Origin of the sequence: Alicyclobacillus tolerans (assembly GCF_900142255.1) — a bacterium.
GTDB classification, from domain to species: domain Bacteria; phylum Bacillota; class Bacilli; order Alicyclobacillales; family Alicyclobacillaceae; genus Alicyclobacillus_I; species Alicyclobacillus_I tolerans.
Window position 1 is genome coordinate 17665 of record NZ_FRAF01000019.1, and the last position, 19946, is coordinate 37610.

General features: G+C 48.7%; 23 protein-coding genes. 22 read left to right on the forward strand and 1 reads right to left on the reverse strand.

The annotated features are described in order from the left end of the window. Nucleotides 1-277 precede the first annotated feature (277 nt). Nucleotides 278-1579 carry a helix-turn-helix domain-containing protein gene (locus BUA75_RS10895; protein ID WP_083574295.1) on the forward strand — a complete coding sequence of 434 codons (1302 nt, stop codon included), beginning with the start codon at nucleotides 278-280 and terminating at the stop codon, nucleotides 1577-1579. Nucleotides 1580-1678: 99 nt separating this feature from the next. Beyond that, a complete protein-coding gene (locus tag BUA75_RS10900; RefSeq protein WP_072874642.1) occupies nucleotides 1679-2383 on the forward strand; it encodes a hypothetical protein in 705 nt (234 codons plus the stop codon). Between the two features lie 123 nt (nucleotides 2384-2506). Here BUA75_RS10900 and BUA75_RS10905 read toward each other — a convergent pair whose 3' ends face one another. Then, a complete protein-coding gene (locus BUA75_RS10905) occupies nucleotides 2507-3079 on the reverse strand; it encodes a hypothetical protein (protein ID WP_083574296.1) in 573 nt (190 codons plus the stop codon). Nucleotides 3080-3256: 177 nt separating this feature from the next. Between BUA75_RS10905 and BUA75_RS10910 the strand changes: the two genes are divergently transcribed. The 20 genes from BUA75_RS10910 to BUA75_RS15915 form a co-directional block, all read left to right on the forward strand. Next, a complete protein-coding gene (locus BUA75_RS10910) occupies nucleotides 3257-3583 on the forward strand; it encodes a hypothetical protein (protein WP_242650307.1) in 327 nt (108 codons plus the stop codon). 13 nt (nucleotides 3584-3596) lie between these two features. Beyond that, on the forward strand, nucleotides 3597-3962 hold the full coding sequence (locus BUA75_RS10915; protein WP_072874643.1) for a hypothetical protein: 366 nt from the start codon (nucleotides 3597-3599) through the stop codon (nucleotides 3960-3962). Between the two features lie 17 nt (nucleotides 3963-3979). Beyond that, a complete protein-coding gene (locus BUA75_RS10920; protein ID WP_072874644.1) occupies nucleotides 3980-4318 on the forward strand; it encodes a hypothetical protein in 339 nt (112 codons plus the stop codon). Next, the gene (locus tag BUA75_RS10925; protein ID WP_072874645.1) at nucleotides 4315-5052 is read left to right on the forward strand and encodes a hypothetical protein; all 738 of its coding nucleotides are present in this window, start codon (nucleotides 4315-4317) and stop codon (nucleotides 5050-5052) included. Before BUA75_RS10920 ends, BUA75_RS10925 begins: the two co-directional genes overlap by 4 nt. Before the next feature lie 4 nt (nucleotides 5053-5056). Further along, nucleotides 5057-7000, forward strand: coding sequence for a VirB4 family type IV secretion system protein (locus BUA75_RS10930; RefSeq protein WP_242650308.1), 1944 nt, complete (start codon nucleotides 5057-5059; stop codon nucleotides 6998-7000). Then, nucleotides 6997-9003, forward strand: a complete 2007-nt coding sequence (locus BUA75_RS10935; protein ID WP_072874647.1) for a hypothetical protein — start codon at nucleotides 6997-6999, stop codon at nucleotides 9001-9003. The genes BUA75_RS10930 and BUA75_RS10935 overlap by 4 nt, the downstream gene beginning before the upstream one ends. A 182-nt stretch (nucleotides 9004-9185) precedes the next feature. Beyond that, nucleotides 9186-9767, forward strand: a complete 582-nt coding sequence (locus BUA75_RS10940; RefSeq protein ID WP_072874648.1) for a hypothetical protein — start codon at nucleotides 9186-9188, stop codon at nucleotides 9765-9767. 6 nt (nucleotides 9768-9773) lie between these two features. Next, a complete protein-coding gene (locus BUA75_RS10945; RefSeq protein WP_072874649.1) occupies nucleotides 9774-10199 on the forward strand; it encodes a hypothetical protein in 426 nt (141 codons plus the stop codon). Nucleotides 10200-10423: 224 nt separating this feature from the next. Further along, entirely contained in the window at nucleotides 10424-11065 is a 642-nt protein-coding gene (locus BUA75_RS10950) for an HD-GYP domain-containing protein (protein WP_072874650.1), read from the forward strand. Next, nucleotides 11062-12441 (forward strand): lytic transglycosylase domain-containing protein, encoded by a 1380-nt coding sequence (locus BUA75_RS10955; protein ID WP_072874651.1) that lies wholly within the window; start codon nucleotides 11062-11064, stop codon nucleotides 12439-12441. Before BUA75_RS10950 ends, BUA75_RS10955 begins: the two co-directional genes overlap by 4 nt. A gap of 111 nt (nucleotides 12442-12552) precedes the next feature. After that, nucleotides 12553-13692 (forward strand): hypothetical protein, encoded by a 1140-nt coding sequence (locus BUA75_RS10960; protein WP_207549750.1) that lies wholly within the window; start codon nucleotides 12553-12555, stop codon nucleotides 13690-13692. Then, on the forward strand, nucleotides 13689-14381 hold the full coding sequence (locus BUA75_RS10965; protein WP_072874653.1) for a CpaB family protein: 693 nt from the start codon (nucleotides 13689-13691) through the stop codon (nucleotides 14379-14381). The genes BUA75_RS10960 and BUA75_RS10965 overlap by 4 nt, the downstream gene beginning before the upstream one ends. Next, on the forward strand, nucleotides 14378-15394 hold the full coding sequence (locus BUA75_RS10970; protein WP_072874654.1) for a CpaE/TadZ family protein: 1017 nt from the start codon (nucleotides 14378-14380) through the stop codon (nucleotides 15392-15394). The genes BUA75_RS10965 and BUA75_RS10970 overlap by 4 nt, the downstream gene beginning before the upstream one ends. After that, complete coding sequence (locus tag BUA75_RS10975; RefSeq protein ID WP_072874655.1) at nucleotides 15391-16854, forward strand: ATPase, T2SS/T4P/T4SS family; 1464 nt, start codon at nucleotides 15391-15393, stop codon at nucleotides 16852-16854. Before BUA75_RS10970 ends, BUA75_RS10975 begins: the two co-directional genes overlap by 4 nt. Further along, nucleotides 16851-17843, forward strand: coding sequence for a hypothetical protein (locus BUA75_RS10980; protein WP_242650309.1), 993 nt, complete (start codon nucleotides 16851-16853; stop codon nucleotides 17841-17843). The genes BUA75_RS10975 and BUA75_RS10980 overlap by 4 nt, the downstream gene beginning before the upstream one ends. A gap of 13 nt (nucleotides 17844-17856) precedes the next feature. Further along, nucleotides 17857-18702 (forward strand): hypothetical protein, encoded by an 846-nt coding sequence (locus tag BUA75_RS10985; RefSeq protein ID WP_072874656.1) that lies wholly within the window; start codon nucleotides 17857-17859, stop codon nucleotides 18700-18702. A gap of 71 nt (nucleotides 18703-18773) precedes the next feature. Next, nucleotides 18774-18941 carry a hypothetical protein gene (locus BUA75_RS15905; protein ID WP_165611999.1) on the forward strand — a complete coding sequence of 56 codons (168 nt, stop codon included), beginning with the start codon at nucleotides 18774-18776 and terminating at the stop codon, nucleotides 18939-18941. 16 nt (nucleotides 18942-18957) lie between these two features. Continuing rightward, complete coding sequence (locus BUA75_RS15910; RefSeq protein ID WP_165612000.1) at nucleotides 18958-19122, forward strand: hypothetical protein; 165 nt, start codon at nucleotides 18958-18960, stop codon at nucleotides 19120-19122. A gap of 19 nt (nucleotides 19123-19141) precedes the next feature. Beyond that, a complete protein-coding gene (locus tag BUA75_RS10990) occupies nucleotides 19142-19528 on the forward strand; it encodes a hypothetical protein (protein WP_242650310.1) in 387 nt (128 codons plus the stop codon). Further along, a partial coding sequence (locus BUA75_RS15915) for a hypothetical protein (RefSeq protein WP_072874657.1) occupies nucleotides 19525-19946 on the forward strand: 422 nt, incomplete at its 3' end. The genes BUA75_RS10990 and BUA75_RS15915, both read left to right, overlap by 4 nt.

The following is a 19946-nucleotide window of genomic DNA, read 5'->3' on the forward strand; positions in this document are numbered from 1 at the left end:
ACCTAAGGGAAATCGGTCATATTGAACAAGTCGCGTTGTTCAATATGACCGATTCCAAAAAAAGAGGAAGTTATCTAACCAAAGACCACCAGTAACTAAATTATACTCAAAAAACGTTAGTCAAACAAGGTCTTTAGATAGATAACTTCCCTGGTATTTATTTCTTTTTTACAACTAACACTAGGGAGGTTTTTGTTTTGAAAATTTTGAATTTATATACCTCGTACATAAACACTATACTTTCTCTACTAAGTAAAGGTTCCGCCCGGAAAGTGGGGTGGATCGCTTGAACTCCACAAACACTTCCATCGAAAAATCTCCGTTAGAAATTATTTGGGGGACTCGACTTTTAGACGAAGGATTCCTTGGCATACCTAATATCATTGTTCGTAATTATCGAAAACTCGGTATCGAACACGGTGAGTTTGGGTTGTTGTGCTGCATTTTAACGTATAAGCATGACTATCAAGATCCCTATCCAAGCCACGAAAAGATAGCCGACCATTTGCAATGCAGTACAAGGCAAGTTCGAAAATGGATTGACAGCTTGGAATCCAAAAATTTGCTCATGATTGGTAGACGGCGAAACAAAACCAATAAACAACTGGGAACCATGGTTTACAATTTCAAACCCTTGATTGATTCTGCTTTAAAACTAGTCGGGGAACATCCCTTACCTAATCCTGTTGACGACTGGGAAGTTGAATATCAAAAGCCAGTGGAACTTGAAGTACCACTGGAACCTGAGGTTCCACTGGGCCCGAATCATCCAGTGGAACTTGAAGTACCAGTAGGTACCGGACCTGAGGTACCAGTGAATAGATCTTTGAATAGATCTATAAATAATAAGAATAATAATAACGCGCATGCGCGCGCGAATTATACAGACATGAACGTAAAAAATCAAGAAGCTGAAGAAAAAGATTTTTCGACATCGACTCTTTTTTCTGACATGCTTATTTCATCTTCTTCATCACCTAGCAACACTATGAAAGAATACGATTGGGATAAGAACGAAATTCCAGAAACAACCGCACCTTTAGAGATGAATCAGGAACCTATCTATACGATGAATGGACAAGCTGCTCTGGAACCTGTTTGGGAAGAAATCCCTAACCCGAAAGAACCTAATCCTATAGACTTTCACTCACAGGTCGTCGAACCTGCTTGCCAAGCTTTTGAACAAAAAATCATGATCTATCTCGGTCGGCCTTTTGTCGTTCGAGAAGAAGACTATAGAAAGCTGGTGAGTCTTCTTGTGAGTGGTATACCGCAAACATTCATCCTGGAGGGCATGGATTATGCTTTCGAGCAGTTTAAACTGTATCATCCTGGAAAGAAACTGAGAGCACCAGCAGCATACTGCCTAGCAGTCATCGAAAGCCAGTGGGAACTAGAACTGGCCAAGCGTTCTGAACCGACACTGATATCCTTTGAAACCAAGGTCAACAACAGAGACCAGGCAAACCCTCGTTTCAGGACAAGCTATCGTTCCAATGATGATCACCTATCCATGAATTCACCGAAGCCCAAAGATCCTAGGTATCCGGCTTTTTACGAACTTTTTCCGGACGGTTAAGTCGTCCGAATTCATACAAAGAGAAACTCCTGGTGAAGGGTGAATCAATGTTCGTCCATATAGTAGGGCAAGCATAAATGAACTTTCAGGAGAGGGGTAATGGACTTGATCTTTGAAGAAAAATTAGAAAAATCATCGGAACAGGTGAATCCAGTTAGCAAACAACAGTATTTTCTCTCTCTGTGTCAAAATACAGATTTTTTGATCAGTTTGGACGATCCGGAGGTTTTAAAGGAAAATTTGCATAAATACACAGAATTGCTTGGACATGACTGGGAGGAGTTAAGGTTATCCATCCTCCATCAAGATCCGGAAAATTTGTTGTGGTACGGGGTTCATAACGCCTGTTCCAATAAACCTAGTCTTATTCCTATCGTGGATTTGGATGTGGAAGAAGAGAAGATTGATACGAAAACATGTAAAAGTATGGGGAAAATGATTTTGCATCACTATACAAAAATCTTACTGGAAAACCGAGTGCTTCAGAGTATCTTGAAAGAGAACGCTAAAGCAGCTACAAAGGGGCAAAAGTCTTTACAAAAAACCTTGCAACATGTCCTAACTCTGGTGGATCATGTCTGCAAACAAAAACCGGATTGGACCTTGGTACTTCAATACCGGTTTGTGGAATGTAAATCTGTCGAGGACGTGGCTGTTGATCTTTTTACTTCTAAGCGCAATACCAATCGATATATCGATGCGATGTACGTTGAAGTGGGAGCGGCGCTCTATCGTCTGCTCCCACCTGGAGAAATTCAGACCTTGCTCAAATTCATCCATAACGAGTCGAATATATCCCGTTAATGTTTTAGATACTGGGCTACAACCAACATTAAAAATAGAGATTGTCGAATGCTTGGTATCGCCATGGCTTTGGCTAGTACGACCTCTAAGCGTTAGCGTAGGTGATGGGAGTATGTCGCAGATTTAGCGCTGCAAGCTCAATTGTAATGTATCGAATAAGTCGTCTAATGTGACACTTTGTTCAAGTGAGATTTGTTGCAATCGAACGAGTGTACCTACGGCACTCTCAACGAGCTCAACCGGAGAGAGATCATAGGTTTGTGCGAGTTGGTATATCGTGTCTAACACTTCTGAAGATATCATCCATTGGACGGGTTCGACTAACTCGTACAAACCACCTCGACGAGCTATAGGATACTCTTTATCTACGGCTGTGACGATCTTATTGCCTTGAAGGTAAATATCCATACTTTGATGAGCGGTCAAATAGGTCATCGGCAAGTATACGCCAAAATGCTCTAAGAGAGACAGTAGAGCTTTTGAGGCATGTCCCACATAGTCGGCGCGAAACTGGTCAAAGTGATAAATCGCCGCTTCTGTGTACACCGTGACTTCGGTATGTTCGTTGGCCGTTAGAATACGGATTTGCTCCGCCTTCTCCTCAACCGTTTGAGCGAACGAAAGCGCCTCATCCACCGTACGGTGTTCGGATGTTACGTGTTTGACTCGCTCCACAAAAGTGGTTTGCACGGACAATTTCAATTCCCCCTTATTCGATGTATTTCCATCTTACACAGAAATTTATTTCGAAAGTGCCTTCATCTCAATTATGGCACTTTTTTGGCACTTCTAAGAAGAAATCAACTGATATTCTAAAGATAAGTTGAAAGGAGGATAGGGAATTCGCAAACGATCGTTAAAGGAGGCGCGAACGTGGGGAATAATGTTGCGCCACAGATCCCCAATGTCACGAACACGCTAGGACAGTTAGGTTTTCATCCCATCAATCCCTTTACCTTTCTAAGTCAGATCACACACAGCTTTGGTTCCCTCATCGAGACCGTGTTTGCGTGGATCTACTATCTGTCGGAAATTGCGGTTCTGGTCGGGGCGCTTGTCTTTGTGGTGGGTGCGATTGGACACAACAGTCGCATCAAACGGACGGGTGCCCACATTGTCCTCTATGCCATTTTGGGCTTCGTGGCCTCGATCATCTTGCCTGGCATATTGGTTTCCATCAACAATCACTTGCATGGATAGGAGAGAGAACAACATGTTGAAATCGCTCAGAGGGTGGGCTACCACAGCAGCGGTAAGTGTGATCGTGGCGGGTTCCACCATGACGGCAGATGCACAGTCGCAAATCACCAATCCGTTGTCTGGGAAGGGGGGTTCGGTATCCGGTATCATCAACAGTCTTGTGTCTTGGGGTCTAACGGCTATTGCCGCTGTGGCGGGTGCCTTTTTCTTATTCCACTTGTATAAGGCGATCATTGGGTTTATGGCGGGTTCCCACCACGCTCAAAAACGTGAAGAAGCCAAAACGCATCTTTGGTATGTGGTCATTTCCGGTGTGTTGCTTGGGGGAGCTGGTGTCATTGCTGGCGCACTCTTTAACTTTGGGCAACACAACTTATAAGAAAGAAGGGATATCGGATGCTTGAAGTGATTTCACCTGTTCCTATGACGGAAGGGGAAACGCTTGTGGCAGGCCTGCGCACCCGACATCTCCTACACTTTTTCACCGGAGTCCTGTTCTCGACTCCGGTGATGGCGTTAGCCTATGGCATTGCGCCGCTTTTGGGGGTTTCCCGGTTTCTATCGCTTGGAATCGGGGCAGGTATCGGACTGTGGTTTGCGACGACCACGAAAAATGGGCGTTCCGTGGCAGAAATACTATGGCTTTCCATTCGATTTTATGTACGTCCCAAACTCTTTTTGTATGACCGAACCTATCGTATCCGTGTGCATCGAGAGGAGGCGGGGAAGGTATGAAGGGGTTGATTCTTGGGTCGGTCCTGGTCCTGGTCATGGTTTGGCTTGTTTGGCGAGATCAAAAGAAACAGCGACCGTCACGATCTCGAAAGAAAGTGCAGGGCGCGCTACAAGACTTTTTGCCGATGGATTCCTTTCGGGAAGATGGGACCTTAGAGGTAGAGGGGAAATTTCGTCGGATTTTACGCGTAGGCGACATCAATCTGTTCGCCTTGTCCATGCAAGATATTCTTCGACTTCGTGAAACGTTCAAACAGACGCTTCAACGCATGGAGAATCCGTTTCAAATATCGGTTCAAGCCCGCAGAGCTAACTATACCGACTATCTCAACTACGCCAAAGAAGTGGTGCAAGAAACCATAAACGATGTGAACAATGAGGCGTTTTCGGCTTTTTCGGAACATTTGCTGGAACATCTCGAACAGGAAGCTCAAAAACCGAGAACCGATCGCGAAAACCTCCTGGTCATGAGTGTTTTGCCGAAAGTAGGAGGAGAAAGCGAAGAAGTTCAGTTGGAACGGCTGCACAATGAAGAACGCATCATGGTCGAGGGACTGTCGGATATGGGTATCCGTTACGAACTGTTGCGGCCACATCAGGTAGTAGAAGCGATTCAAAACTTTTGGCATCGACAAAGGGCCATCACGCAACGCTATCGAGACGCTTTAGAACGAGGAATGCATGCGCCACGAGTCACCGGTACCGATGACATTCCAGAGGAAGAAAGGGGTTGAGCCCATGGCCTTTGTTGGAAGAAATAAGAAAAAAAGAACCGTTCTTTGGGAAGATCCCAGCGTTCTTGGGGAACACGCGCCTGTTCTTCGCGATCTGATGACAGTCGCAGATGGACTGGAAGTCAAGGACACAGAAGTGTATATCTCTCCAAGCGGATTTACCAAAACCTACTATGTCACGGCACTACCTTCTAAACTCGACTTTGGGTATCTGCGGAGCTTTTTTCAGGTAGGGGCGGATGTGCATGTGGCGCTCCACGTTGAACCGGCCGATTCCTCTCTGGCTATGAGTAAGCGAACGAAAATGATGGTCAAAATCGAGTCGGATATTCTTGCGGAGCAAAAAGCAGGGACCAACAAGCAGATTGCCTTTTTGCAACAACAGTACAGTCTACTGGAAAAAGAGCGCGAGGAATTGCGGCTGGGGTTGGAGCGTTTGTTTTATGTGACGATCATCTTTACGGTCAGTTCACCGGATCGGGATGAGTTTGAAGCTGCTTGTGAACGGATCGAGCGCAAGGGATTTGATGGATTTCTCATCCGGGAAGCCTACAAAGAACACGATTTGGGGTTAAAAGCAGTGGCTCCCATTGGGCTGAATGTGTTGCGGCATCCGATAGAGATGACCTCATCGGCCTTGGCGAATGCGTTTCCTTTTAGTAATGCTCATTTCAGCCACGAATATGGCGTGCCCATTGGGATAGACTGGACGAGCGGTCATTTGAATCGGTTGGACTGTTGGCACAAAGACCTTGTGAATCATAACATCTTTGTCATCGGCACTTCAGGAGGTGGCAAGAGCTTTTTGACCAAAGCGCTCATCGCGCGTTCGGCCGTTTTTGGCGTACAGCACGCGATCCTGGATTACGATGGAGAGTACCGTGCCTTAACAGCAGCCTTAGGCGGTACATCCTATCGGATTCACGAACGCTCGGAACATCGGTTCAATCCGTTTGAAATCGGAGAAGGAACCGAAAAAATGCCCGATGGTTCTTATCGCACGTATGTCGATGTGAAGGGCAAAATATCGGAGATGGAACGGCTCATTCTGACCATGGCTCATCTATACGGAGAGCACGATCCTCTGGATGCCTATACCTCGGCAGTGGTGAATGAACTTTTGCAAAAAATGTATGAGGTGGACTTCGGTTTTACCGAAGATCCAGCTTCCTTACGGGAACAGGAAGCGGAGTTTGAAAGGGACATCAAAGGAGATCGGGTGCTGCGATATAAGTACCGCCCTCAACCTCGGTTTTCTGACTTTTATCGCAAGTTGGAACAGGTCGCAGAAACTGACTCGCGCTTAAAAGATCTCCTGCTACGTCTTCGGCGCTTTAAAGAAGGCGGGACAGAGGGGATGTTTGACTGTTACAGCACGGTTTCGATGAGCGAACTGGAAAAGGAGCGAATCATCCATTTTGATGTTTCCGGTCTGAGCGAGAAATCGATGGCCAAACAACTGGGAATGCAGGTGATTCTGGAATGGCTGATTGAAAAATTCATGAAGAAGAATCCGGAACGGCGCAAGCGAGTCGTGATTGATGAAGCGCAAAAACTTCTCGATTCGCCGTATCAAGCTGCGGCGATTGAAGATATATACAGAAGGTTTCGCAAGTATTCAGGATCTGCGATGGCTGCCAGCCAGGACTTCCTCAAGTTTTCGGAAAATACACATGGTCGAGCGATCATACAAAATAGCTCGATGAAGATTTTATTGAAACAGCTTGAAAATGACCGTGAGGCGGTGATGAAGATCACGGGCATTGAAGACCATGAGTTTGACATGTTGAAGCTCTACAGCAAAGGTCAGGCGTTGTGGATCGTAGGAGAGGAACGTTTTAGCAACATCGTGAATCCATCGGATCTGGAGATGGAACTCTATAACACGACGTATGTGGTCAGTGAAGCCGAACGGATGCGTCAGCGACAAAGGTGGGTGGCGGTATGAACTGGTTTGCGGGAATTTTAGCGAACGTCATCAATCTGGTTGCGAACGGTGTGGGGCTGTTGGTCAACACGGCTACGAATACGCGGGGCTTGACCAACACCGCCATGGGGAATGTGATTTTGCATGGGTTCTTTCCTTTTGAAAACTTGAATCACTATCCGAGTTGGGGAGAGGGGAACTTCTCGGATCTCATCGATCAACATGCCGTATCGACGTTGAGTGGATTTGCCACAGCCTTTGAAGCGTTTGGATGGGCGTTTTTTCTGGCTTCCGTGTACTTGCTGGTGATGCAGATCGTACGAGCTGAAGAGAGTGCCGTACAACGGGATCGTCTCAAAAAAGGGATCGTGAGCTTGTTTGTGGCCATGGTGCTCATCGTGGGTGGCAGCCACTTTGCGGTCCTCATCACACAGGTATTTTTCTACCTGAGCGATTATTTTATCAATCTCCATCCGATCGAAAATTGGACCAGCCTCAAAACGAGCGGTAACCAGGCCTTGCTCAATTCCATCGTCAACCTGATTCAATCGGTACTCTCGATCATCGTTTGGATTGTATACCAATTTCGGCTCATCTTTCTCTATATCTGGATGATCTTTTTCCCGCTCGCGATGGCGTTTTACGCGAACGATAAAACTCGTGGCATCACGAAAATGTGGTGGACGGAGTGGATCTACCAAATGGCGGTACCATTTGGTCAGGCTGTGGTCTATGGGGTTTCCTCTGCGGTAGCGTCGCCGTCGAAAAGTGGGGCGGCCTTGACCGCTGCCGATCTTTTTGTTGCCCTCTCGGGAACGATAGGGCTTCTTCTGTCGGCCACTTATGTCAGAAAGCTGATTGACGTGGTGGCGCAAGGGTTTGGCACGTCTGTACTCGGTTCGGGACATGGCATGGCGTGGGGAACCTTGGCTATGGCTGGGGGAGCCGCCGCCACGATGGATGTGACAGGCAAGGCAGCCATCCACTCCAGCAAGTTCGCTGCCAAACAAACCGTAGGCAAGGGGTTGAAAATGGCCGATCAAAAGTGGGGTTCTAAAATAGCCAAACAGGCCATTGAAAAACATGGCGAAGTTTACGCAGGCGCGATTCAAGCAGGAGCCACAGCTGATGATATCGTCATGATGAAGAGTATGGGAGGCGCTTCAGGTGATGCCATTGGCGCAGGGGGGGCCGGTATGGAAGCGGCAGGTCGAGGTTCGCCGGGAAGTTCGATGGGAACAGGTGTTGCTGGAGGACGTTCGGGTGCGACAGGAAATCGTCATCCGTTGACGCCAATCCTTCAATCGCGTACGGCAAGCGCGATCAAAGGAACGCATCAAGGCATGAGACAAGGACTTCAGAATAGTCATTTTGGGACGTGGGCTGCTGTCAAGCGTCAAGCCTGGGAAAATGAAGGTGGAACGTTAGGATTCGTCAGCCGAAAGATTTCACCCAAAATCCTGGAAGGATTGCATCATGAGAAAGTGAAAGCCTTGCCCGGCGCAAAAGGGCTGGCTTCAGGTGTACAAAGACACTTATTACAAGCGGAAAACAAGCAAGAGAAACTGGATACCTTGCGTACGCATCTTCAGGATGCCTTACAGAGAAACGAGGCCATGCAACGAGTTCCCGCGATGAGTCATCTCTACGATCCACAAACCCATGAGTTTCAACCGTCCGTAGCTGAGCAAAAATACGATACGGCGCGAGAACAGTTGCACAAGGCTTTGCAAGGATCGGGATTGTCTTCGGAGGTGGCTCAAAGGCGAGTGGAACAGTTTGAGCGACTTTGGCAACGAGGCAAACACTGGACTCATTTATCTCGCTACTCACTCGAAACTCAACAAGCGTATCGCCAGGCGTACAGTGCCTACCACCCGGCCCAAAAGGATAAACAGGCGAAAGAGTTGATACTTCAGGGCAAGGTCAATCTTCCGGTCTATAAAGATCCGGTTGCCGAACACAAAGCGAAAACACCTGCATTTTTGAATGACGCACGAAATGCGGTGGCCTATCGACGGTGAGGAAAAAAGCAGATGGCACCGAACCTGGCGGAGGTTCGGTGCCATTTTTGTGGGTGGTGATGGAGTAGCGTATCACGAACTCAACATTGTCCACAAGTGAAAAAAGTGTTAATGCCAGCCATGGTGAATTCATCCAGATGATACGATAGAGACAACAAAGATAGCTGTAGGAGATGATCCAGTTGCATGGATGGATGTTCTACTTTAGTCAGTGGTGTCATCATATGCGTTCGTTTTTGCCGTGGTGGGGACCGATAGTACTGGCGATTTATGTGGGCTATATGTTGTGGGTTTTCTTTTATCCTATACGCTACGTATATGCCGTCACGGATGGGACTTATGTTCAATTTCCGGATATCCAGGAAGGGGCGATTTGGGTATCGGTCATTGCACTGATCATTTTTTACATTTTGTGGTTCGCGCTGCCTTATCCAGGAACGGAATTATTATTTGATATTTTTTCTCTTCCTTGGCTTGGAATATATATGCTTTATGGAATGGTCATGCCGGCGATGGAATGTTTTTATCGAAGCGGAGAATGGGGAAAAGACCACGAAAATCGATTAAAGTCAGGTATGACTTATCCAGAGTGGGAGATGTACAAAGAACAGAGAAAACAACTCAAAACCCGTCTCGAACAAGAAGAATTAACGGCTTGGGTACGAGCGCATTCGCAGGAAACATCAGAAGAAGAGGCCGAAATGACGGCGTATGACAAGCGCAGTCGCTTTAAGGTGATCCCCGGAAAAAGGAAGAGAGGGTGAACGAGTATGGCTTTTTGGCATATGTTGGTGCGGTTGTATTTGCTCATTCCGGATTTTTCGTGGGAGACCCATGTGTTTCATACGATTCATCGAGTGATTCCCTGGTATGTGCCAGGTATGATCGCTTTTGGAATTGCACCTGCAAGTGTGTTGCTCATCTGGATGGGAGATCAAATGTTTGGGAAGTTCCGATGGTTCAAAGCTTCCCGATATTACAGGTTTGTGGAAATCGAATTGTGGAAAGTGTCCTACTATCTGGTATGGGCGGTGTATATCTTTTGGTTACCGTTGCCTTGGCCAAGAATCGCGTTTTTGATTTGGGCAGTGTATCTCTATCGACGGTATCGATTTTTCAAGTGGCGCTATCGAACTCGACATATTCGTCGTCGGATGTGGCAAGCCATCATGGAAGGCAGATTAGAGGATATCTGAACCTCGCCCTGGCTTTAGCCATGGGGAGGTTCAGGGCGCATGATGTACCCATGTAGCATAGAAACAGTAGATTCCACTTGCATGGAGATGCAGGTGGATTTTTTGGGTCTGCTTGCTCCAAAATGGAGCATTCTTCTCAAGAATACAGTTGTCTAAAATTGGCGTTTTTTTGGCACTTTTAAATTATATATTTTTGTTATTGTAATGAGAGGAGGGATGTGCCTGTGAACACACTTTTATCATCGCACTCAACCGATGTGTATGCGATTTACGAGGCTTTTTTTCACCATCTAGCGGATATGGCTGAGTATCGTTTGGATGCTACGGGGCATGTTCATCGGGTAGCCGACAACGCCAAAAAGCTAGCACAGTATATGGGACTAGATACACAGACTACGGAGCGGTTATATCTCGCCTCATTGCTTCATGATGTAGGCAAGGTGGCCATTCCTCGCGAGCTTCTCCTCAAACCTGATCCGCTCAGTTTAGAAGAACGAATCTGCATGCAGCAACACACGATTGTGGGCGAACAACTCATCGAAGAATGGTCTCTTTCCTTGATCCATCATCTGCCGGAACCCTTACTGTTTCAGTATGCCAAGCAGATTGCGCGCAGTCATCACGAGAACATGGATGGCTCCGGCTATCCAGATGGCCTGGTCGGTGAAGCGATTCCTTTGCATGCGAGAATCGTCAAAGTGGCCGATGTACTGGATGCTTTGCAGAGCAAGCGCACCTACAAAGAGGCTTGGTTGTGGACGGATACGTTGGAAGAGTTAAAGCGTCTGTCGGGAGTAAATCTGGATGCGCGTGTCGTTGGCTGGGTTATCCGATATCCAGAGCAGTTTCAGAGGCGCAAAGCATGAAGAAGAAAGGAATTCTGTCCTTATTGGAGATACCCACAGAGCCGAAAGACTTGTTTCCATGGGTAGTCAAAAGATTGGTTGTTTCAGCGGGGCTTGGAAATGTCTTGGGGATCGGGCTATTGGTTTTGGCAGGAATCTCTCTCCTGGGATTTCTGGTCGGGGACTATCAGTCCACAGGGAACGGAACGGTTGGAGAAAACGGCAACATCCTGTTAAGCAGTGCCACAAAAGCGAAGGAACAAGCGCTTTTTTCGCATGATACGGAAGTAGCCGATACCTGGCAACAAGGGTTGAGCGCCGCGCAGATTTCTCAAGTACAGGAAGATCAGGCGGGTTTACCTGCGGCGGTGTTGTTGGCGGTGGGGAAAGTGGAGAACAATCTCTCTCCCCCTGATGCCCATCGGTATGCATCGTATCTCCAGTCTCAATTTGTTTGGCAAACCTATGACGATGTCACCATTCACTATTGGACGACCCGTTCGAAAAATGGCCATCTCCAACATCACCATTCAGAAACAGTGACACCGGTCACTTTACTCATGTCTGCCGACGTTTGGGATGGAACTGTAACCAATCACTATCACTGGGTATCGAGAATGGTCGGCAATACGGATCGTGGCACGTACACACGACAGATAGAGTGGTCCAATACCCAGCGTAACTATAGTTGGTCGAGGGTATGGTCGCTGTTGCAACACATTCCTGCTCATTTGGGCGGACATCCACAGGTGCTCCAAAAGTCCAAGACCAATCGTCAGATGTTAGCCGCACTCATGGCTGCGGTAGATGACACACTTTCCGATCCCTATGTACAAGCGATGGTGGATGTCGTGGATTATTCAAGTGGTGTATCCGGATTAGGCGGTATCGGTCCCATTGCCCCACCGAGCGGAAACGTCATTCAAAACATTCTTCGCTATCGCTCGTATATCGAGAAAGTGGCCCATGAGGTACAGATTCCGGCGGTTTTAATTGCAGGAGTGATGTACCAAGAGTCCGGCGGGCGTGAACACGGCTTTGGACCTGGGGGGATTTTAACCTCTTCTGCGGGAGCGATGGGCCTGATGCAAGTGGAACCATCCACGGCAGCTGGGCTGGTCGTCAATGGTGTTCCAGTTGGCAATCAAGCTATGTCCGATTTGTCCAATTCGGGCATGAACATCTTGCTTGGAAGCCTCTATCTCTCGGAACTCTATCACCAGTTTGGGGAGAATGTGGAGGAAACGCTGTCCGCCTACAATGCAGGTGGGGGAGCAGAAGAAGAAGCCTTGGCGCAAGGCTATACGGTGGCTCAAAACAGTCAAACGCTACAGTATGTCCAAGCGATTACAGGCAGCTGGATACCGGCTTTACAAACGTATTTTGGGCGCGCATAATTTGGCACTTTTCTGGCACTTATATAGAAGAAAAATAGATTACATTAGAACTATGAAGTTACAAATAGAGTACAAAAATCAAGCACGACGCATGGTGAGGTGAACCGCATGTTGTATTTGGCGTTCCCTGTAGATTTGCGGGACCGTTTTTCGGGGAGTGAGTGGCTGATCTACCCCAAACAAGTGCAGGAAACTCGTTTTACACCAGAGGATACCGTGGTTCTTTCGGAGTGGATCGCCAAAGATCGGGCGGAATTGCTTCAAATGCTGCATACCGTGCAAAAACAAGGTGCTCGGATCGTGTATGTCGGCAGTAAGACCGAAGAGACAGAGGAGTGGAAACGACAACTGTGTCTTTATCGGGTCTATGATTTTCTTTTCTTTGGGGAAGAGATGGTGCTCAAAGAACTGGAGGATCTCCTGGAGCATCCCCGTTCCCCCCAAGAGGTAGCGAGATACCTTCCCGAGTCCAAGGCAACGTCGGTACCGACCATCGTGGAAGAAGCAGAAACGAGGAAACGGAGTCGTTTTCGCTGGCCGAGTCGCAAAGTGCCGGAATCGCCGGTTCTAAACCCGCGTCCTCCATCCGCGCTTTGGGTGGTCATGGGACTTTGGCCTCGAAGTGGTGTCTCAACCGTGGCACAACTTTTGGCCAAGACGTGTGTGGAAACACAGCCGGGGATGGATGTGGTGACGATTCTGGAAGCGCCAAGGCCATGGCCGCGTCTTTGGGAGTACTTTCAACTGGAGATAGAAAAGCCCATAGACAAGGTCAAGTTTTGGACGCAAGACGGTAAGGGAGAAACTTTTGTCAAGGAAGGCGTACAGTTGGTTCCTTTACCACCTGGCAAGAGTATTCGGGATGAAAAGTGGATTCCGGTTGTATTGCGTTACTTGAAACAAGGTTTGACGATTGTGGATGCTGATGATCTCGACGAAACTCTTTTATCTCTAGCGGATCAAGTGTGGTGTGTGCTCGATTGCGATCCCACTTATCTGGCTTTGGCGGATTTGGGAGAGAAATATCAGAAATTGCGTGATTTAGCCAAAGACAAGCTCATCACGGTCATGAACAAGTGGACGAGTGTGGTGCGCATACCTAGAGACGTGTTTGAGTCACCCGTTACACTCCCTTATTTGCCACCGGAGAAAGTGCAACGGGCGTTATGGGAAGGGCGATTTTTCCGTGTTGAGGAACACTTGGATGTCTTGGAACCACTGGTGAAATGGGGATGGGAGGAAAGACGTTGAACGCAGCCATGAAGTATACGTTGGCGGGTTTATTGTTTGTCATTGGGGTCGGAGGCAGCATGATGTATAACGCCTACGTCGTTCCGAAACTGGACAGTGAAACAGTTTGGGTAGCGAAAACCGACTTGAGTCCAGATACACCGTTATCCCCAAGCGATTGGATGAAAGAGTCTTTACCGCGACAGGATGTGCCTGTAGGAGCTGTGACGAACATGCAGGCGTTAGCAGGTCTATATACTTCGGTTCATTTGGGTCCTAAGCAGGTCATTACAGTGGATGAGATTCAGTCGAATCCTTTCACGATTACGCCGGGGACGAGAGATGTTCCTTTGGCTGAATCCTGGATTGCGTCTATGTCGCCCACGCTTCGTGCGGGAGATTTCGTAACCATCACGTTTTTACCGTCCACGATGGGGTCTGGTACTGGGAAACCCACGACTTTGCCCACTTTGAGTAGTTTGACACACGTATTGGTTTTGTCCGTGCATACCTCGAACAATCAGGAAGTTGTCACCACGCCGCCAGTGACAGGGCCTTCTGGCGTGGGAGCACCTGTCAATGGCTTAGGTGTACCGAATGAAGTCGATGTGAAATTGACCACGAGTGAAACGAATCAATTGGCTCAAGCCATTGCAGAGGGAGAAAAACTGCTGATATCCGGAAGTGCTCAAGGAGGGCGACCGTCGTGAAAGTGTTAGGGGAATTAGAAAGCATACAAGGAATGGAGATCGTCTCCTCATTGGAGGAGTTGAGTGCGACGCGCGAGGATGTGATCATTGACAGCCGCAAGGTGTCCAAAAGTGAACTTTACGCCTGGCGACAACAGCATCCAGCAGGGAAAGTTTACTATCTGGTTGAGGAAAAAGATCCCGTCCTGGACGCTTTTGCGAGAGCGCAGGACGTACAGCTGGTCTTGCCGGGAGACATTCCTCACTTGCTGCGTGGACAAACACTATCAGACCAACCCGTACTGGCTTTGTGGGGCGTGGTACCGCGTGTAGGGACGACCTTGCTTGCCTTGGCCTTGGGACGTGTCATGACCGAGATGCACGGGGGCCATGTGGGGGTCATCGGGTTGAACGGCTACAATCCTGGATTTTGGATGCTCAAAGAACAAGATCATGCACTGGACGATGTGCTTTCATCCGTCAGAACGAAGCGTATAGATGGGGCGACACTGCAAACAGCCATGGTGACGATGAGCCACAAGCTGTCCTATTTGCCAGGTTTGCGAAACGCTTTACATGCGCTGGAATTCCAGCCTGAGGACGTCCAATTCCTCTTGTCCGTGGCCAAAAGAACGTTTGATGTCGTGATCGTGGATGTGGGGAGTGTCCTGAACACGGCGCTTGCGCTCGAAGGAATTCGTCAGGCGACACATCGGTACTGTGTGTCCAGTGATCGATTTTCGGCACAACAGCAATACTTTCAGCAGATGGACTACTGTTTGAAGCCGATGGGGCTGAGTTCGGAACACTGGATGCTGGTGGGCAATCAGTTGTACGGGAAGCAGGAAGTGCTGGCCAAGTCCTTAGGAATGTTACCCGTCGCAGGGATTGCTTATCAGGATCGATTCGACATGTACGCTGAGCAACAACCCGATCCCATTCAGTATTTTCTCGATGATCGACGCACGAAAAAGTCTATGGAGACTATTGTGACTTCCGTCATCGATATCAAAAGGGAGCGTGTGGTGGGATGAAATCGGTTGAATCGCTTTTACCCGCACACCCCTTTCGAGCCGATCAATACCTGCAAACGGTACAGGAACAGCAAGTGCGCATGTTTGGGGATATCCCCTTTGATAAGGCGTTGGACGCGTTTTCGGCGTATATGGATGCGCAACTGTTGCAAAGAGGGGCCAAAGGTCAGGAGGATGAGACGTTTTTGGCCAGAAAGCATCAGGCGATGGTTGGAGACGCGGCAGCGAAACACTATTTTTTTCAGCAGATTCGCGATTTTTTACGAGCTGAGCCAGTGTATCGCCGTACCCAATATCCGTCTTACTATCGAAGCTTGGAAGAAGCGATTTTTGAGCACTTGTACGGGTTCGGGCCGATGGCCGCATGGTTTCGAGAACCGACGGAGTCTGCCATGGTCAATGGCGTCGATATCCTGTTTGGTGTTCCTGGGAAAAACACGAAGGAACTGCAACCGTATCGTTTTGATTCCATCGAGCAAGTTGAAAAGTTGGTCCGTACGCTGACCCTGAAAGACCCGTCGACCCAGGTGAATCACAAACAGAACTGGACGCAAGTGGATATGTTGAACGGGACACGCGTGACCATCTTTACGCCGCCTTTATCGGAAACCCTGGCGCTTGTTTTCAGGCAATACCTTTTTCGCAACTACAGTTTTGAAGAGGAAGCGAAGATGGGGACGATTCCTGCCGAGAGCGTGGAGTGGTGGAAACTACTGAGTCGGCTGATGCTCTCCATGTTGACGACGGGACATAGACGTTCGGGCAAGACCACATTTTTGAAGGTTATCTACGGAGCCCGCGATCCCAATCTCGATGTACTGACGGTGGAACGAGGCACGTTTGAAGCGCACCTTCGACGTGATTTCCCCGAAAGAGCGGCCCATATCATTGCGCTTCGGTCGGAGTTGGATGGAATGGATTCACTTTTTCCAGCGTTCTTACGCTCGGATGCCCACTACATTTTGGTTCCGGAAATTCGCAGTCAGGAAGTGTGGCTGGCCATTCAGTCCAGAGAAAGAGCGGACGGATGGTTGGGCAGTTATCACGGGCAGTATGTAGCAAACATTCCTTTGGAGCTGGCGCACTTGATGCTGGAAGGCCAAGCCAATCTGGACTTTCGTTCAGCCTACATTCGTGCGGCTCAAAGTGTCGACGTGGTGATCGTGATGGGGGAGGATGAGCAGGGAAAAAAACGCGTCCTCGAAGTTCATGCGTATGACTATGATCCGGACACGGAAAGTTTTACCGTAACACCTTGGATGCGTTACCACAAGCCAAGCGAGACCTGGACGTTTCATGATGAGATACCGCCTCAATTGCTCACCAGACTGCGACAAAAAGTACAGCCCCAACTGCTCCAGGCGTTTAAAAGCGAGTTTGCAGCACTGGCGTCGGCCTTCCCGATGGGGATGGAAGAGACCAGCGTTCGGCGTCTTTCCATTGGAGGTGGGAAAAGGTGATTTACCGTGTGCTCAATCTGGCGTTGCAAGGATTTTGGTACGCTCTGGCAGTCGCAGGTTTTTTGATACTCTTTCGTTCACTGCGCCAGGATACCATCGAACGTTTGCGCAGGATGTATTACGGGTTTGGTCACCGGCAGTTGCTGCGGGTGCATGGAGGATTCCAAAAACGCACACTTCCTGATCGGGAACAAGAGACATGGTTGCATGGGATCCATCATCATCTGGAAACGCTGATTTTTACTGTGCGTAAACGTCCGAAAGGTCCGGTTGTACCAAGGTTTCTCATCACGTCGGGGAGTTTAGGAGGATTGACTTTTCTCTTTTGTCTGGTGGGTGTACAAAGTTTAGGTTTTGCGCTGTTGGCTGGACTTTTGGTCACAGGACTGCCCTATCTATGGTTGCAGGTGAGGCGGTACCAAATTGGGGTACAAAACAGTTATGAAATCTCTACTTTGCTCGATACGCTGTTGGCGGAATATCGCAAGCACCATCACAGTATGATGCATGCGCTTGAAACCACGATCAAAATCTTGCCGGATCGTCCCATTCGCCGGGCCCTGTTTCGACTGACGGATCGGTTGGCCAACTATACCACGCCCGAAGAAGCCAGACGTGCCCTCCATCGATTTTCCGAGGAGATGTCCACGAGCTGGGCACTTCAACTGGCCAACGATCTGGAGCATGCACTTCTCGATCAACTCGATGTGGAGATGTCGCTGGCCATGACAAGAAAAGAGCTTCAGTTCATCGAAGATGCCAGAAAGGACGAGAAGTGGGTCAGTTCGGACAATCTTCTCATTGCGATTGTGCCGTTTTTGCTCTGGCCGCTCATCCTGGCCGTTTTGCAACTGAAACTCTCCCATCATATGCTCTATGACCAATTTGCCACTCGTGAAGGTTTGCGGTGGTTTGTACTGACACTCTTTGCCACTTTGGGATCGTTTGCGATCGGGATCATCTTCTTTCGTCCCAAGCAAGATTTATAGGAGGTGAGTGGAGATGGGAGCCTGGTGGGTTTTAGCGCTTGGTGTGATACCGGCGGTCTTTTTCTTTGTATCGGCTGTCCAGACCGAATCGGAACGGATACGGTTACGCGCGCGCGTGATGGGAAGGTTGTATGCGGCCAGAGCCAAGATGCGATCCAGATCCGAGGAGAGCGAACTGCAAACGCTATTTTATGCCGCCGATATTCCCTGGAAAGTTTCCACCTATCGGATGTTGCGCTGGATGATCGTGGCGTTTCTTCTCGTTTGGGCAGGGTTTCAGGTTTTTCATCGACAACTATGGGGTGTGTTGCCGCCGTTGTTCTTTGTGGTGTTGACGGAACCGCATAAAGGTTTCCCCATGCACTCTTTGTTGCTTTTGCTTCAGAAACAGGCGACGAAAAAACGCAATCGGAGTGTGTATCTACTCTACCGCTTGTTGTATCAGGAAGTGTTGGTGTTTCAGGACCGTCCGGTCAGTGTCTATGATTTGTTGCGCCGCCAATGGCCGCGCGTACCTCGTCTGGCTCCGTTTTTGCAACGTTGTTTACTGACGTATGTGGAGAACCCCAAAGCCTCGCTGGAACGGTTTGCGGAAGAAGTCGGTACGAAGCAGGCCAAAACGCTGACCGATATGTTGTGGCAAATGGAAGAAGGCGGCGCGAAGGTCGCGCTGGATGTGTTCCAAGCGAACTATGAGAGCTTTCAGGCTGATCGCAAGGCCGACTTTAAAGCCAAGATCAGTGCGAGATCTTTATTGGCAACAGGGTTAGTGATGGTGGGGTTGCTGGCGCTTGATCGGGACATCAATGTGTTGGTGCAGATTTATACGTCGCACATCTTACAGTCAGCTATGAAATGATGGCACTAATTTGGCGCTTTTTTGTTGATTAAATTTGTTACGCTAAAGATAGCCGGAAAGGAGGGAGGAAAGTGTCTATCACTAGGCGGGCGATTCTGGGGTTGCTTTTGCTTTTGGCGTTGATATTACCCGTTCTATCAAATGTGGTGGGAGGGGTTGCTGCGGAACAGCAAAGCGCCAACACCAGTGCAGGTCAGAGTTTGGTACACATCACGCAACAAAATTTGGCGACGAGATAATGGAGGAGAGGAAATTATGGGTTCTGTCAGCAGATGGTTGCTATATGGGTTAATTGCGTTGGCGGCAGGTTTGGTCATGGTAGCGGGCTACATGTCTTGGAGTAACAACCAACAATCCAGTGCACAAAATTATGCGGGGCAACAATTAACCAAAGCTGAACAAACGTACAGTGTATCGTAAAGAGTAGGGGGCGGAGCTGGTGAGCTTTGGGTTGCGAAATATCCTCATTGTGATTTTGCTTTCGGTCATCGTTCTGGCTTGGAACTACCAGCCGTATATGGACATGATCAATGGTGTGAGAGAGCAGTATCTCCAATCCGCCGTCTATACAGCCCTCTCCGAGGCGAAAATCAAGGGGGAGTTCACCAGCTCCGATCTGGATAATATTCAATCCACAGTGGCGGATACGCTTGGTTATCCGCCCCAGGATGTGCTGGTGCAAGGGACAACCACGTTTACTACAGTCGGCTCTCCCATGAGTCTGACGATCTCGATACCGAGTCAGATCAGCCTCTTTTCGAGTAGTGCGTCCAATGCGTTAAGGTTGACAGCTTCTGAAACGGTGGATAGCGAGGCCATCTCATGAAGTGGATACTCATGGTGACGTTTCTTGTCGTACTCTACGGGATGACGCATATTCAAGTGCTCAACATGACCACGCAGGAAATCGCGTACACACGCATTGAAACTGCCATGCGATTGGCCGATCACGATGCCACGCTGGATGTGACAGAGGCTAGTGTCGCAGCAGGTGAGCCTGTGTTTGATCAAACGGCTGCACTGGCCACGTTTGAACAGTCGTTGGCGCAAAATTTAGACTTGAATCCAACCACACTACAACCGTATCCCAACACCCTGCTGACCGAGGCCCCGAAAATTCTGACGGTATCGTATTTTGACTGGAGCGATGTGACGGCCTTCCCGACCACGATCGTGGATACCACTTATGGGGTGGATATGCCTGTATCAGCTCCGTCGATCCTGGTAGTGGTGCAATTTACCAT